Below are 14,727 nucleotides of genomic sequence, written 5' to 3' on the forward strand. Positions count from 1 at the left end.
CCGCCGCGCCGCCCTCCCTTTTCCTCACGAGCCCTGCGGCCCGCTCGGTAGCGACCGGTCCGCCGCGCCTCACGGCGCCGCGCCCCGTCGCCCGCCCCCGGCCCGGGACGGCCCACCCCCGGAGCACCACCAACGGGGGTCCGGGCCGTCACCGCGCCGGAGCAGTCGAGAACACCGGGTGGGTCAGGCCAGGTCGGCCTCGGCACCCGGAGTGCGGCGCGGACGCTGCTTGGGCAGGATCACGCTGGCCGCGATCAGCCAGATCAGGCCGCCGAAGCGGGCGATCGGCAGGAAGAAGCCGAGGCTGGTGGAGAGCAGGGCCAGGGTGCCCAGCACACCGATCCCGGCGAGCACCAGGCCGGCCCAGGCGAAGCCCTTCGGCCCGAAGCCGAGCAGCAGCATCGGCACGGCCACCCCGGCCAGCATCACGGCGAACGGCACCACGTGCCCGGGTCCGCCGGAGGCGAAGGTGAGGTCGGCCAGCGAGCGGGCCAGCGACGCGTCGCCGAGGTCCCCGGACCGGGAGGCGACCCAGACGGTCAGGCCGCACAGCGCCATCGCCGCGGAGGCGAGCACGCCGGAGACCAGCGCGATGCCGGGGCCGGGAGCGGTGACGCCCAGGCGGCGCAGCCGCTGGTAGACGATCGCGGCCCAGACCGCGAGCGGCATCGAGGCGCCGAACTGCAGCATCCCGGACACCTTGGCGGCGGTCGCGTGGTCCTTGTAGTAGGCAAGGGTGTCGGCCGCCGAATCGGTGGGCAGCGGGGTCTGCCGGGCCAGCACGATGGACACCACCATCAGTGCCGCGAACGCGACGGCGGGCAGCAGCAAGGGCGGACCTGACTGCTGACGCCGGGCGGAGGCGGCCGGCACCGCAGATGTCGTGGTCATGAGGGGCACTCCAGTCGGGAACGGGTCGATGGGTGGTCCGGAGGCCGACGCCGGACGGGTCGGCACCGACGCCAGTAGTTCCTTGTCCAGAATAGTTCACTCGGGGACATCATTGTCCACTGGTATCGTGTTTCCCATGACCGAACCTCCCGACCGCGCCCCGGCGCCCCACCCGGGACCGCAAGGAGCCCAAGTCGCATTCCTGCTGTCCCAATTGGGTGAGCACGCCGCGCAGAGCTTCGCCCGGCGGGTCGCCGAGCTGGATCTCACCCCCGCCCAGGCGGGCCTGCTGCGGGCGGTCAGCCTGGCGCCCGGCCAGCACCAGCAGGAACTCGCCCGGCGGCTCGGCATGTCGCCCAGCCGGTTCGTGGCCTTCATCGACGCCATCGAGGAACGCGGGCTGGTCGAGCGCCGGCGCAACCCCAAGGACCGCCGGTTCCAGGACCTCTACCTCGCGCCCAAGGGCGAGGAGGCGATGCGCGGGCTCGCCGAGGCCGCGCTCGCCCACGAGGAGGCGATCTGCACCGGCCTCGATCCGCAGGAACGTATCGCCCTGGCCGGGCTGCTGCGCCGGGTCGCCGAGACGCAGCAGCTCACCGCCGGGGTGCACCCCGGCTACCGGCGGCTGAACCCCCGGCGCGACACCGCCTGACCCGGCCGGGTCCCGGTCGGCCGGGTCCCGGCCCGTCGTCCGGCCCACCGGATCCGGGCACGCGCGAGCCCCCGGCCGGACGGCCGGGGGCTCGGTACGACGGGCGCCGAAGGGCTCAGCCCTTGACGCAGACCACCTGCTTCAGGTGCGCCACGACCTCGACGAGGTCCCGCTGCTGCTCGATCACCTTCTCGATCGACTTGTAGGCGCCCGGGATCTCGTCCACCACCCCGGCGTCCTTGCGGCACTCCACGCCCGCGGTCTGCTCGACCAGGTCGTTGGTGCTGAACCGCTTCTTCGCGGCGGTGCGGCTCATCTTCCGGCCGGCGCCGTGCGAGGCCGAGTTGAACGACGCCTCGTTGCCCAGCCCGCGCACGATGTACGACCCGGTGCCCATCGAGCCCGGGATGATCCCGTAGTCACCCGCCCCGGCCCGGATCGCGCCCTTGCGGGTGACCAGCAGGTCGACGCCGTCGTAGCGCTCCTCCGCGACGTAGTTGTGGTGGCAGCTGATCACCTCGTCGAAGGCGACCTTCGCCCGGGGGAACTCGCGCCGGACCACGTCCTGGAACAGCGCCATCATCAGCGCCCGGTTGCGCTTGGCGTACTCCTGCGCCCAGAAGAGGTCCTGCCGGTACGCGCCCATCTGCGGGGTGTCCGCGATGAACACCGCGAGGTCACGGTCGACCAGGCCCTGGTTGTGCGGCAGCGACTGGGCCACGCCCATGTGGTGCTCCGCCAGTTCCTTGCCGATGTTGCGCGAACCCGAGTGCAGCATCAGCCAGACCGCGCCGGTGTCGTCGACGCACACCTCGATGAAGTGGTTGCCGCCGCCGAGCGTCGCCATCTGCTGGGCCGCCCGGTCCCGGCGCCACTTCACCTCGGAGGCGACCCCGTCGAACCGCTGCCAGAAGTCGTCCCAGCCAGCGGTCGGGACGCCGTGCAGCTTGCCCGGGTCGACCGGGTCGGAGTGCAGACCGCGCCCGACCGGGATGGTCCGCTCGATCTGCGAGCGCAGCCGCGACAGGTCGTCCGGCAGGTCCTTCGCGGTGAGCGAGGTCTTCACCGCGCTCATCCCGCAGCCGATGTCCACGCCGACCGCGGCCGGGCAGACGGCGCCGCGCATCGCGATCACCGAACCCACGGTCGCGCCCTTGCCCAGGTGGACGTCGGGCATCACGGCGAGCCCGTGCAGCCAGGGCAGCGAGCTGATGTTGCGCAGCTGCTGCATGGCCTGGCCCTCGACGGTGGCCGGGTCGGTCCACATCCGGATCGGGGTCCGGACCCCGGGTACCTCGGTGTACGACATGGTTCAACGACCTCCTGGGGTCGGACGGTTCGAGTGCGGGCTGGTGCCGCGCGAAAGGACCCGGCGCGGCGCGGGGATGTCAGGGGCGGCGGCGCTCGGCCGACGCGGGAGCGGTGCTCAGACCGCCAGGGGGCATCGGGAGGACAGTCTCGGGGAGCACTGTCGATAGGGCTCGACCCGCATGGTGACCGCCTCCTCTCCGTGTGTGCACCGGTTGCCTGGGGATATCCAGCCACACACCGCACCGCCCGGGCAACGGAATTAACGCCGGCCCGGCCGCGCCGGCACCGGCACGCGAAAGGGCCCGGCGGAGCGTCGCGACGCTCCACCGGGCCCCTGGGTCCGGTGCCGGACCGGTCGCCGGATCAGGCGCCGATCACGGTCACCTCGCCGATGCCCAGCTCACGCACCTGGTCCGCGAACGCCGAGGCGTCACCGACCAGGACCGTCACCAGCCGGTCCGGCGGGAAGGCGCTCACCACGGCCGCAGTCGCCGCGGCGGTCGACAGCTCGGTCAGCTGCCGGTAGACCTCGGCCTGGAAGTCGTCCGCCAGGTGCTGCTCGACCTGGTCGGCCAGGGTGCCGGCCACCGAGCCCGCCGTCTCGTACTTCAGCGGCGCCACCCCGACCAGGAACTGCACCGCCTCCTCGCGCTCCGCGTCGGTGAGGCCCTCCGCGCCCAGCGTGCGCAGGATGGTCCAGGTGTCGGCCAGCGCCGGGGCGGTGGAGGCGGTGTCCACCGAGCCGCTGATCGCCAGCATCGCCCGCCCGCTGCCGTCGGCGCCCGAGCGCAGCGGCTGCGCGAACGCGCGCACGCCGTAGGTGTAGCCCTTCTCCTCCCGCAGCACCCGGTCCAGCCGGGAGGTGAGGGTGCCGCCCAGGCAGTAGGTGCCGAGGATCTGCGCGGCCCAGGCCGGGTCGTGCCGGTCCGGGCCGATCCGCCCGATCAGCAGCTGGGTCTGCACCGAACCGGGCCGGTCGACGATGATCACCCGGCCGGTGTCGTCGCCGGTCACCGGGGCGTGCGCGGCCGGCGCGGCCGGGGCGCCCTTCCAGCCACCGAGGGTGGCCTCCAGCAGGGCCGGCAGGTCGGTGCCGGTGAGGTCGCCGACCACCACCACGGTGGTGGTGGCGGGCCGCACATGCCCCTCGTAGAAGGCCCGGACGGCGGCCCGGTCGATGCTCTTGACCGTCTCGGAGGTGCCGCCGCGCGGGCGGGAGAGCCGGTCGGCGCCGTCGAACAGCGAGGCGTACAGCGCCTTGGCGGCCCGGCGGGCCGGGTTGGCCTGCTCGTGCACGATCTCGTCCAGCCGGTTGGCGACCAGCCGCTCGATCTCGTCCTCCGGCAGCGCCGGGCTGCCCAGCGCCGCGGCCAGCAGGTCCAGGCCGCGGGACAGCCGGGAGGCCGGGACCTCCAGCGAGACCCGGATGCACGGGTGGTCGGCGTGCGCGTCCAGGGTGGCGCCGGCCCGCTCCAGCTCGGCCGCGAACTCCTCGGCGGTCAGCGTGTCGGTGCCCTCGCTGAGCGCCCGGGCCAGGATCGAGGCGACACCGTCCAGGCCCTCCGGCTCGGCGGCGAGCGGGGCGTCGAGCAGCACGTCGACGGCCACCAGCTGCTGACCGGGACGGTGGCAGTGCAGCACCGTGATGCCGTTGCCGAGCGCGGCGCGCTCCGGTGCCGGGAACGCCCACGGGGAGGGGGTCCCGGGCTGGGGCTGCGGGTGGAACGTCATGGCGGGGACGTACTCGGTACTCATACGGCGGCGCCCTCCTCGTCGGTCTCGGCGGTGGCAGCGGTGTCGGCGGCGGTGTCCTCGGCCGTGGTCGGCTCGTACACCAGGACCGCCCGGTTCTGCGGGTGCAGCCGGGCCGCGGCGACGGCCCGCACCTCCTCGGCGGTGACGTCGAGGACCTTCGGCAGGGCGTCGTTCAGCAGCTTCGGGTCGCCGAACAGGACGGCGTAGCGGCAGAGTTCGTCGGCCCGGCCGGCCACCGTGGTGAGCCGGTCCAGCCACTCGCGCTCGATCTGCGCCTGGGCGCGCTCCAGCTCGGCCGCGGTCGGGCCCTCGGCCGCGAACCTGGCCAGCTCCTCGTCGACGGCCGCCTCGATCTGCTCGACGGTGGCGTCGCCCGAGGTCTTGACGTCCAGCCAGCCCAGGCTCGGCGCGCCGGACAGCCGCAGCAGGCCGAAGCCCGCGGCGACGGCGGTGCGGTCCCGGCGGACCAGCCGGTTGTACAGCCGGCTCGACTCGCCGCTGCCGAGGACGGTCAGCGCCAGGTCGGCGGCGTCCGCCTCGCGGGTGCCGTCGTGCGGCAGCCGGTAGGCGGCCATCAGCGCGCGGGAGGGCACGTCCTCGCGGATCAGCTCGCGGATCTCCCGGCCGATGCTCTCCGGCAGGGCGCCGTCGCGCGGCGGCTGCTTGCCGTCGTGCGCAGGGATGCTGCCGAAGTACTTCTCCACCCAGGCGATCGCCTGCTCCGGGTCGATGTCGCCGACCACCGAGAGCACCGCGTTGTTCGGCGCGTAGTAGGTGCGGAAGAACGCCCGGGCGTCCTCCAGGGTGGCCGCGTCCAGGTCGGCCATCGAGCCGATCGGGGTGTGGTGGTACGGGTGGCCGTCCGGGAACGACAGCGCGGTGAGCCGCTCGAACGCGGTGCCGTAGGGCACGTTGTCGTACCGCTGGCGGCGCTCGTTCTTCACCACGTCGCGCTGGTTCTCCATCGACGCGTCGTCGAGGGCGGCCAGCAACGAGCCCATCCGGTCCGCCTCCAGCCAGAGCGCGAGCTCCAACTGGTGGGCCGGCATGGTCTCGAAGTAGTTGGTGCGCTCGAAGCTCGTGGTGCCGTTGAGCGAGCCGCCCGCGCCCTGGACGAGCTCGAAGTGCCCGTTGTTGGAGACGTTGGCGGACCCCTGGAACATCAGGTGCTCGAACAGGTGGGCCAGTCCGGTACGGCCCTTCACCTCGTGCCGGGAGCCCACGTCGTACCAGAGGCAGACCGCGGCCACCGGGGTCAGGTGGTCCTCGGAGAGGACGACACGCAGGCCATTGGCCAGGCGGTGCTCGGTGATGGCGATGCCTCGCTGCTCGGAGGCGGGGGCCGGGTTGGCCATGCGCTCGGGTCCTTCCCGTCGTCGACGTCGGGGGTCTTTCGTGTGGCGTCCCCCATTGTGGTGCAACGCGCGAGCGGCGTGGATGTGTCCGCGCGGACAGGGCGTTCGCCAGGGGCGGAAGAGGGGCGCTGGCCGGGACTGTCGGCGGGAGGGTCCACAATGGGGGCGCCGAGCCCTGTTGACAACACAGCCGACAGCCCGGCGAGACCGCGCCGACGAGACGTGGACGAGAAGCAAGCGAGACGTAAGGGAGCCCCGCCGCGATGGCCCGCCGCAGTTCGCAGACCCCGCCCCCCGGAGACTTCGAGGAGCGCATCCTCGACGTCGACGTCGTGGACGAGATGCAGGGCTCGTTCCTCGAGTACGCCTACTCCGTCATCTACTCCCGGGCCCTCCCGGACGCGCGGGACGGCCTCAAGCCGGTGCACCGCCGCATCCTGTACCAGGCCAACGAGATGGGCCTGCGCCCGGAGCGCGGGCACGTCAAGTGCGCCCGCCTGGTCGGCGAGGTGATGGGCCGGCTGCACCCGCACGGTGACGCCTCCATCTACGACTCGGTCGTCCGCATGGCCCAGCCGTTCTCGATGCGGCTGCCCCTGATCGACGGCCACGGCAACTTCGGATCGCTCGGCAACGACGACCCGCCGGCCGCGATGCGCTACACCGAGTCGCGGCTCACCGCCGCCTCGATGGCCATGGTCGAGTCGATCCACGAGGACACCGTCGACTTCGGCCCCAACTACGACGGCAGCGAGCAGGAACCGCTGGCCCTCCCGGCGGCCTTCCCCAACCTGCTGGTCAACGGCGCCACCGGCATCGCCGTCGGCATGGCCACCAACATGCCGCCGCACAACCTCTCCGAGGTCGTCGCCGCCGCCCGGCACCTGATCAAGCATCCGACCGCCGACCTCGACACCCTGATGCGGTTCGTCCCCGGCCCCGACCTGCCCACCGGTGGACGGATCGTCGGTCTCTCCGGGATCCGGGACGCCTACGAGTCCGGCCGCGGCACCTTCAAGATCCGCGCCACCACGACCGTCGAGGCCGTCAGCGCCCGCCGCAAGGGCATCGTGGTCACCGAGCTGCCGTACAACGTCGGCCCGGAGAAGGTCATCTCCAAGATCAAGGACCTCGTCAACGCGAAGAAGCTCCAGGGCATCGCGGACGTCAAGGACCTCACCGACCGCGAGCACGGGCTGCGCCTCGTCATCGAGGTCAAGAACGGCTTCGTGCCCGAGGCCCTGCTGGAGCAGCTCTACAAGCTGACGCCGATGGAGGAGACCTTCGGCATCAACAACGTGGCGCTGGTCGACGGCCAGCCGCTCACCCTCGGCCTCAAGGAGCTGCTGGAGGTCTACGTCGACCACCGCTTCGAGGTGGTCCGCCGGCGCAGCGACTTCCGCCGCCGCAAGCGCCAGGAGCGGCTGCACCTGGTCGAGGGCCTGCTGGTCGCCCTGGTCGACATCGACGAGGTGATCGCCCTCATCCGGTCGAGCGACAACGCGGCCCAGGCCAAGGAGCGTCTGATCGAGCGCTTCTCGCTGAGCGAGACGCAGACCGCGTACATCCTCGACACCCCGCTGCGCCGGCTCACCCGGTTCGACCGGGTCGAGCTGGAGCAGGAGCAGGCCAAGCTCAACTCGGAGATCGCCGAGCTGACCGAGATCCTGGAGTCCGACACCAGGCTGCGCAGCGTGGTGTCCACCGAACTCGGCGCCGTCGCGAAGCAGTTCGGCACCGAACGGCGCACCGTCCTGCTGGAGGCGGGTGCCGCTCCGGCCGCCTCGCTGACCGTTCCGCTGGAGGTCGCGGACGACCCGTGCCGGGTACTGCTCTCCTCCGCCGGCCTGCTCGCCCGCACCGCCGACGGCGAGCCGTTCGAGGTGTCCGAGAAGCGCGCCAAGAACGACGTGATCGTCTCCGCGGTGCCGACCACCGCCCGCGCCGACATCGGCGTGGTCACCTCGGCCGGCCGAGTCCTGCGGCTGCCGGTCATCGACCTGCCCGCGCTGCCGCCCACCCCGTCGCCGACGCTGGCCGGCGGGGCGCTCGTCACCGAGTTCCTCCGGCTGGAGGACGGCGAGCGGGTGCTCGCGCTGACCACGCTGGACGAGTCCTCCCCCGGCCTGGCGCTGGGCACCGTCCAGGGCGTCGTCAAGCGGGTGGTCCCCGAATGGCCCGCCAACAAGGACGAGTTCGAGGTGATCGGACTCAAGGACGGCGACGAGGTGGTCGGCGCGGTCGAACTGCGCACCGGCGAGGAGGACCTCGTCTTCATCACCTCCGACGCCCAGCTGCTGCGCTACCCCGCCGGGCAGGTCCGCCCGCAGGGCCGGCCGGCCGGCGGCATGGCCGGCGTCAAGCTGTCCGACGGTGCCCGGGTGCTCTCCTTCACCGCCGTCGACCCGGCCGTCGACGCGGTGGTCGTCTCGGTGGCCGGGGCCGCCGGCACCCTCACCGGCGAGACCCAGTCCAGCTGGAAGGTCACCCCGTTCGAGCAGTACCCGCGCAAGGGCCGGGCCACCGGCGGGGTGCGCTGCCAGCGCTTCCTGCGCGGCGAGGACGCGCTCGCCTTCGCCTGGGCCGGCCCGGCCCCCGCCCGCGCCGCCGGCGCCAAGGGCGCGCCGGTCGACCTGCCGGAGCGCGACCCGCGCCGGGACGGCTCCGGCACCCCGGTGACCAGCCCGATCACCACCGTGGCCGGCCCCGTCTGACCCGGGGGCCCGCCCCCGGAGGGGCGCCGACCGGCTCGGTCGGCGCCCCTCCGGCGTTCCCGGCCCCGATGTTCCGGGGTGCCCGGGCCCGAGCGGGCCCGAGCGGGCCCGAGCACCCCGCGCGGACGGCGTCGGCCGGTCCGCAGTTGGACACACCTCGGCGGCCGGGCCGCGGACGACCGGCAAGGGTAGCCTTACCGCCGTGAGCACCTGTGCGACGCTGTCGCGTGAACTGTCGGAGCCGCTGGCCGCCACCGCCGCGACCGCCACCACCTGGCTGCTGGTCGAACAGGCCGGCCCGTGGGGGGCCAAGGCGCTCGGCCAGAGCCACCTGGACCCGGAGGTCGGCCGCGCGCTGGACGCCGCGGCCGCGGGCACCGGCGTCCGGGTCGCGCTGATCCGCCGCCCCGGTCGGCACGCGGACTGCCTGCCGACCCCCCGGCACGAGGTGGTCGTGGCGCACACCGTCCCGGCCCCCGGCCGGAGCTGGGTGCGCCGGAGCGAGGTGGCGGACCCGGCGGACCTGCTCGCCCTGGACTTCACCGCGCTGGGCGCCGGCGACCACGGCGGCTTCGGAACCCCCCACGTCGGCGGCCCGATCGCCCTGGTGTGCACCAACGGCCGCCGCGACCGCTGCTGCGCCCTGCTGGGCCGCCCCCTCGCGGCCGAGCTGGTCGCCGCCGGGCACAGCGAGGTGTGGGAGGTCACGCATCTGGGCGGGCACCGCTTCTCCCCGACGATGCTGGTCCTGCCGTACGGCTACACCTACGGACGGCTGACCGCCGAGTCGGCCAAGGAGGTGCTGGCGGCCACGGCGTCCGGCCACATGGCGCCGGAGTGGTCGCGCGGCTGTTCCGGCTGGGACCGGCCGGGCCAGGCCGCCGACCAGGCGGTACGGCTGGTCACCGGCGAGACCCGGGCGGACGCGCTGACCCTGGCCCAGCGGGCGGACGGCGCGGGCCGCTGGCGGGTCGCCGTCCGGCACGAGGACGGCCGGTCCTGGGAGGTCGAGGTGGCCGAGGGCGTCAGCGAGCCGGCCCGGCCCGAGAGCTGCGGCAAGGCGGCGGGCACGCCGTCCCGGATGGAGGTCACCTCCCTGCGCGAGCTCTGACCGCGCCCGCGCCCCGGGAGACCGACGAACGACTGCGACCCCCGGCGGAAGTCCGTCGGGGGTCGCAGTCGTTCGTCGGTCGTCCGCGCGCCGTCAGGCGGCCCCGGCCCCGGTGAGGGAGCGGACCTCCAGCTCGGCGTACCGGTCCGGATCGGCCGGCTCGGGCGAGCTGAGAGTGCCGATCCACCCGGCCAGGAAGCCCAGCGGGATGGAGACGATGCCCGGGTTCTCCAGCGGGAACCAGTGGAAGTCGACGCCGGGGAAGAGCGCCACCTTGGTCCCGGACACCACCGGCGAGAAGGCCACCAGCACCACCGCCGGAATCAGTCCGCCGTACACCGACCAGACCGCGCCGCGCGGGGTGAACCGCCGCCAGAACAGGCTGTAGAGCAGCACCGGCAGATTGGCGGAGGCGGCCACGGCGAAGGCCAGGCCGACCAGGAAGGCGACGTTCAGCTGCTGTGCGAAGAGGCTCAGCACGATCGCCACCGCGCCGATCCCGACCGCCGCGATCCGGGCCACCAGCACCTCCTGGCGCTCCGTGGTCACCGGCACCCCGTCGGCCGGTACCCCGTCCGCCGTCACCGCCGCCGTTCCGGTCGTGGCGTCCGCGCCGCCGCGGGCCCGGCGGGAGGCCGGAACGGGCGCCCGCCGGCCGCGCGCGCCCCGCGCCCCGCGGCCGGAGCGCGAGCGGCGGGGACGCGCCCGCCAGGCGCCCGCCCAGATGTCGTGGGCGAAGGCCGCCGAGGAGGCCAGGGTGAGCCCGGCGACCACGGCCAGGATGGTGGCGAAGGCGATCGCCGAGATCGCCGCGAACAGCACCACGCCACCGGTGGAACCGTTGCCGCCGCCGAGCACCAGGGCGAGCAGCGGGACGGCGGTGTTGCCCGCCGCGTTGGCGTGCCGGACCTCCGCCGAGCCGACCAGCGCGGTGGCGCCGAGGCCCAGCGCGATGGCCATCAGGTAGAAGCCGCCGACCAGTCCGATCGCCCACATCGTCGAACGCCGGGCGGCCCGGGCGGTGGGCACGGTGTAGAAGCGGGACAGGATGTGCGGCAGACCCGCGGTGCCGAGCACCAGGGCGAGGCCGAGGCTGAAGAAGTCCAGCCGGCTGGTGAAGCTCTTGCCGTACTTGAGCCCGGGTTCCAGGTAGCGCTGGCCGGCGCCGCTGTGCTGGGCCGCCTGCCGCATCAGCTCGGCGATGTCGCCGTGGAAGCGCACCACCAGCAGCACGGTCAGCAGCACCGAGCCGGCGATCAGCAGCACCGCCTTGACGATCTGGATCCAGGTGGTGGCCCGCATCCCGCCGACCGTCACGTAGACGATCATCAGACCGCCCACCGCCACGATGGTCCAGGTCCTGGCCTCGGCGCTGTTGGTGCCGAGCAGCAGGGCGACCAGGCTGCCCGCGCCGACCATCTGGGCGACCAGGTAGAACAGCGTGACCACGACGCTGGCCCCGCCGGCCGCGGCCCGGACCTTGCGCCGGCGCAGCCGCAGCGCCAGCACGTCGGCCAGGGTGTACCGGCCGGCGTTCCTGACCAGCTCGGCGACCAGCATCAGGACCACCAGCCAGGCGACCAGGAAGCCGATGCTGTAGAGCACGCCGTCGTAGCCGAACAGCGCGATCAGCCCGGCGACGCCGAGGAAGGAGGCGGCGGAGAGGTAGTCGCCGGAGAGCGCGAAGCCGTTCTGCAACGGGGTGAAGTCGCGGCCGCCGGCGTAGAAGTCGTCGGCGCCGCCGCCTCGGCGGCGGCCGGCCCAGAAGGTGATTCCCAGGGTGACCAGGACGATGACGGCGAACAGGACCACGGCCAGGTCGTGGTGGTCGCCGGCGGGGGCGACGGGGGGCGGGGTGGCCGTCCTCATCGCAACTGGTCCTGGGTGTCCCAGCGCAGCGACAGGGCCGCCCGGTCGCGCTGGGTGCGGGCGTTGCGGGCGTAGAGCCAGGTCAGCAGGAAGGTCGTGGCGAACTGCAGCAGGCCGAGCAGCCAGGCCACGTTGACCGGGCCGGCGACCGGGGCGCGCATCAGCCCGGGGGCGGCGGCCTGGGCGGCCACGTACAGCAGGTACCAGGCGAGGAACACCCCGCTGACCGGGAAGACGAAGGAACGGTAGCTGTGGCGGATCCGCTGGAAGGCCAGGCTGTTCTGGACGGAGCGGTAGACCTCGGTGCTGGCGTCGTCCGAGAGCCCTGTCCCGGGATCGGCCCCGGCGGAGGGCGCGGTCGGTGCGGGGGGCGTCGGCGCCGGTACCGGTGCCGGTGGTGGCGCCGGTGGTGAAGTCGGTGGTGCGGCCGGTGCCGTGGCCCACCAGTCCAGTTGTCCGCCCGGCTCTGGACTTCTCGTCTGCGGTTGTGGCACGGCTGCTCCTGGACCGGGGGGTTGTGACCCGAACCATCATGGGGGCGCCCCAACTCCCCAAACTCCCAACGCAGATACGTTCACTCGATGAGGTGATCGATGATCCGACAGACGCTCATCCGACTACTGCGGCGACCCGGTGATTCCGTGTCGGAAGGCGTACGCGACCGCTTGCGCCCGGTCCCGCACGCCGGTCTTGGCGAACAGGTTGTTGATGTGGGTCTTCACGGTCGCCGGACCGACGTACAGCCGACGGGCGATCTCGGTGTTGGAAAGGCCCTCCGCGATCAGTCCCAGCACCTCCGCCTCCCGCGCGGTCAGCCCGTCCGGCGGCTCCGGGGCCCGCTCCCCGGACGGCACCCGGCCGGCCGCACCGGCCGCACCCGCCGTCCCGGGCACACCGGCCGCGCCCGCCGCACCGGATGCGGACTCCCCCGACAGCCGCTCCAGCAGCCGCAACTGCACCTGCGGCGAGAGCCCGGCCGCCCCCGAGCGGACGTCCGCGATCGCCCGGGCGATCTCCTCGCCGCCGGCGTCCTTGGTCAGATACCCCCGGGCCCCGGCCAGCAGGGCCGGGAACAGCGACTCGTCGTCGGCGTAGGTGGTGAGCACCACGACCTCGGTGCCCGGGTACCCGGCCCGGATCCGCCGGGTCGCCTCGACGCCGTCGCAGCGCGGCATCCGCAGGTCCATCAGCACCACGTCCGGACGGTGCCGCGCGACCAGCGCGACCGCCTCCTCGCCGTCCGCCGCCGCACCGACCACCTCGATCCCCGGCAGCAGCCCGAGCAGCATCACGATGCCCTCGCGGACCACCGTCTGGTCGTCCGCGACCAGCACCCTGGTCACCGTCGGCCCCGTCATGCCGGCACTCGCAGCAGCACGCGCCATCCTCCCTCGTGCGGGCCCGCCAGCAGGGTGCCGCCGAGCAGTTCCGCGCGTTCGCGCATCCCCAGCAGACCGTACCCGCCGCCGCTCGCCGCCAGCCCTCCGGGCGCCGCCGCCCGCCCCGCGGGTTCGTCCCGCACCTCCAGCTCCACCTCCTCGGGCAGATAGCGCAGCTCCACCGTGCAGCGCGCGCCGGGGGCGTGTTTGCGCACATTGGTCAGGGCCTCCTGCGCCGTGCGCCGGACGGCGAGCCCCACCTCGGCGGCCAGCGGACGCGGCGTCCCGGCCACCCGGAACTCCGCGCGCTCCCGCCCGGTCAGCTCCACCAGGTAGTCGCCGACCGGGGTGAACTCGCCGCGCAGCGCCGACAGCGCCTGCCGGGTCTCGGCCAGCCCGTCCTGCGCCATCCGCCGGGCGGCCACCACCCGCTCCCGGACCTGCTCCCGGTCGGTGCCCGCGTCCAGCATCAGCCGGGCCGCCTCCAGGTGCACCAGCTGGGCGGAGAGGCTGTGCGCCAGCACGTCGTGGATCTCCCGGGCGATCCTGGCCCGTTCGGCGAGCGCGGCGCTCTCCGCCTCGGCGGCCCGCGCGGCCCGCTCCTGGACCAGCAGCCGCCGCGCCGTCCCGCGCGCCTCGATGTCCAGCCGCAGCAGGTAGCCGAGCAGAAGCAGTCCGCCGCAGGTGGCCATGACGCTCAGCGGGCCCGCCGAGCTGACCGCCGCGTACGACCCGAGCGCGGCCCCTGCGGTGAGCAGCGCCGGGGCGGGCGGCAGCCGGACCAGCGCGGTCACCGCCAGCCCGTACCAGAGCACGTCGGCGAGCAGGTACAACTGACCGGTGTCGGCGATCCAGGCGGCCGCGAACAACCCGGCCGCCGACGCGTACGCCGGCACCGGGCGCTGCTCCCGGCAGGCGTGCAGGAAGCCGGCCACGAGCACGACCACCGCGACCAGCCCCGCGGCCTCGGCCGCCACCGCCCAGCCGGAGTACCGGCCGTCGGAGAAGGTCCCCCAGCAGACGGTGACCAGCAGGGCGAGCCGCCCGAGTCCGGCGAGGATCCGCCGGGGACGGGTGTCGGCGTCCCGCTCCAGCCCCTCGCGGGACGGCCAGCGGGTGCGGAGCCGGTCGGCCTCGGCCAAGGCAGTGCCTCCTCGTTCGCGCGACGGTGGTCAGGACGCCCGGAGGACCCCCAGGTCCCGTGCCCTCCAGTGCACCACGAGCGAGCGGACCAGCAGCAGCACCGCCAGGCCCAGCAGCAGCCCGCTGCTCGACTGCCGCAGGTGCAGCGCCGCCCCGAGCCCGAACAGGCCGACCCTGATCGCGACCATCCCGCCCCAGGCGGCCATCGTGGCCCGGGTGCCCTGGGACCAGAGCGCCCCGTCCGCCTCCCGCCACAGCCGGACGGTCCAGCCCCACACCGAGCCGGCCGCGAGCACCGCGACCAGACCGCAGCCGAGCAGGGCGACGGACCAGGCGGTGTCCCGCCGGTCGATCAGCTGCGGGTCCCGCAGCGCGACGGCGGCGAGGACCAGCGGCAGCACCCAGAAGCGGCGGTCGGCGTCCAGGCGCCGGGGGCGCATCTGGCGCCGGAGCACGAGGACCATCACCACGACCACGAGAGCGGCGTCGACCAGGGTGGGCATCGGGGTTCTCCGTCCGGGGAGGGTCTGTCTGACCTCTCCGACGC

Annotated in this window: 12 protein-coding genes; 3 read left to right on the forward strand and 9 right to left on the reverse strand. The window is 74.0% G+C overall.

Annotation, left to right across the window (positions count from 1 at the left end):
• Positions 1–183: 183 nt before the first annotated feature.
• Positions 184–891, reverse strand: a complete 708-nt coding sequence (locus ACIQ9P_RS30525) for a DUF4386 domain-containing protein (protein WP_402363204.1) — start codon at positions 889–891, stop codon at positions 184–186.
• A 214-nt stretch (positions 892–1,105) separates the two neighbouring features.
• Here ACIQ9P_RS30525 and ACIQ9P_RS30530 point away from each other — a divergent pair, with 214 nt between their 5' ends.
• The gene (locus ACIQ9P_RS30530; protein WP_402363207.1) at positions 1,106–1,543 is read left to right on the forward strand and encodes a MarR family winged helix-turn-helix transcriptional regulator; all 438 of its coding nucleotides are present in this window, start codon (positions 1,106–1,108) and stop codon (positions 1,541–1,543) included.
• Between the two features lie 115 nt (positions 1,544–1,658).
• Here ACIQ9P_RS30530 and ACIQ9P_RS30535 read toward each other — a convergent pair whose 3' ends face one another.
• From ACIQ9P_RS30535 to ACIQ9P_RS30545, 3 genes are all read right to left on the reverse strand, one after another.
• The gene (locus ACIQ9P_RS30535; protein WP_402363210.1) at positions 1,659–2,852 is read right to left on the reverse strand and encodes an RtcB family protein; all 1,194 of its coding nucleotides are present in this window, start codon (positions 2,850–2,852) and stop codon (positions 1,659–1,661) included.
• Positions 2,853–3,217: 365 nt separating this feature from the next.
• Positions 3,218–4,609 carry a M16 family metallopeptidase gene (locus ACIQ9P_RS30540; RefSeq protein WP_402363212.1) on the reverse strand — a complete coding sequence of 464 codons (1,392 nt, stop codon included), beginning with the start codon at positions 4,607–4,609 and terminating at the stop codon, positions 3,218–3,220.
• Complete coding sequence (locus ACIQ9P_RS30545) at positions 4,606–5,964, reverse strand: M16 family metallopeptidase (RefSeq protein WP_402363215.1); 1,359 nt, start codon at positions 5,962–5,964, stop codon at positions 4,606–4,608. The genes ACIQ9P_RS30540 and ACIQ9P_RS30545 overlap by 4 nt, the downstream gene beginning before the upstream one ends.
• Positions 5,965–6,227: 263 nt before the next feature.
• Here ACIQ9P_RS30545 and ACIQ9P_RS30550 point away from each other — a divergent pair, with 263 nt between their 5' ends.
• Complete coding sequence (locus ACIQ9P_RS30550; RefSeq protein WP_402363218.1) at positions 6,228–8,678, forward strand: DNA topoisomerase (ATP-hydrolyzing) subunit A; 2,451 nt, start codon at positions 6,228–6,230, stop codon at positions 8,676–8,678.
• 202 nt (positions 8,679–8,880) lie between these two features.
• On the forward strand, positions 8,881–9,789 hold the full coding sequence (locus tag ACIQ9P_RS30555; RefSeq protein WP_402363221.1) for a sucrase ferredoxin: 909 nt from the start codon (positions 8,881–8,883) through the stop codon (positions 9,787–9,789).
• Between the two features lie 93 nt (positions 9,790–9,882).
• Here ACIQ9P_RS30555 and ACIQ9P_RS30560 read toward each other — a convergent pair whose 3' ends face one another.
• The 5 genes from ACIQ9P_RS30560 to ACIQ9P_RS30580 form a co-directional block, all read right to left on the reverse strand.
• Complete coding sequence (locus tag ACIQ9P_RS30560; RefSeq protein WP_402363224.1) at positions 9,883–11,658, reverse strand: cation acetate symporter; 1,776 nt, start codon at positions 11,656–11,658, stop codon at positions 9,883–9,885.
• Complete coding sequence (locus tag ACIQ9P_RS30565; RefSeq protein ID WP_402363227.1) at positions 11,655–12,152, reverse strand: DUF485 domain-containing protein; 498 nt, start codon at positions 12,150–12,152, stop codon at positions 11,655–11,657. Before ACIQ9P_RS30565 ends, ACIQ9P_RS30560 begins: the two co-directional genes overlap by 4 nt.
• 123 nt (positions 12,153–12,275) lie before the next feature.
• Positions 12,276–13,016 (reverse strand): response regulator, encoded by a 741-nt coding sequence (locus ACIQ9P_RS30570; protein ID WP_402363230.1) that lies wholly within the window; start codon positions 13,014–13,016, stop codon positions 12,276–12,278.
• Entirely contained in the window at positions 13,013–14,179 is a 1,167-nt protein-coding gene (locus tag ACIQ9P_RS30575; protein ID WP_402363233.1) for a sensor histidine kinase, read from the reverse strand. The genes ACIQ9P_RS30570 and ACIQ9P_RS30575 overlap by 4 nt, the downstream gene beginning before the upstream one ends.
• Before the next feature lie 30 nt (positions 14,180–14,209).
• Positions 14,210–14,683, reverse strand: a complete 474-nt coding sequence (locus ACIQ9P_RS30580; RefSeq protein WP_402363236.1) for a DUF1453 domain-containing protein — start codon at positions 14,681–14,683, stop codon at positions 14,210–14,212.
• Between the last annotated feature and the right edge of the window lie 44 nt (positions 14,684–14,727).

It is taken from the genome of Kitasatospora sp. NPDC094019, assembly GCF_044764505.1.
In the GTDB taxonomy this organism is placed as follows: Bacteria; Actinomycetota; Actinomycetes; order Streptomycetales; family Streptomycetaceae; genus Kitasatospora.

Bases quoted from the DNA above. Each gene is read 5' to 3' on its own strand.
- ACIQ9P_RS30560 (WP_402363224.1), bottom strand. From the start codon at position 11,658: ATGAGGACGGCCACCCCGCCCCCCGTCGCCCCCGCCGGCGACCACCAC.
- ACIQ9P_RS30535 (WP_402363210.1), bottom strand. From the start codon at position 2,852: ATGTCGTACACCGAGGTACCCGGGGTCCGGACCCCGATCCGGATGTGG.
- ACIQ9P_RS30545 (WP_402363215.1), bottom strand. From the start codon at position 5,964: ATGGCCAACCCGGCCCCCGCCTCCGAGCAGCGAGGCATCGCCATCACC.
- ACIQ9P_RS30570 (WP_402363230.1), bottom strand. From the start codon at position 13,016: ATGACGGGGCCGACGGTGACCAGGGTGCTGGTCGCGGACGACCAGACG.
- ACIQ9P_RS30550 (WP_402363218.1), top strand. From the start codon at position 6,228: ATGGCCCGCCGCAGTTCGCAGACCCCGCCCCCCGGAGACTTCGAGGAG.
- ACIQ9P_RS30540 (WP_402363212.1), bottom strand. From the start codon at position 4,609: ATGAGTACCGAGTACGTCCCCGCCATGACGTTCCACCCGCAGCCCCAG.
- ACIQ9P_RS30525 (WP_402363204.1), bottom strand. From the start codon at position 891: ATGACCACGACATCTGCGGTGCCGGCCGCCTCCGCCCGGCGTCAGCAG.
- ACIQ9P_RS30580 (WP_402363236.1), bottom strand. From the start codon at position 14,683: ATGCCCACCCTGGTCGACGCCGCTCTCGTGGTCGTGGTGATGGTCCTC.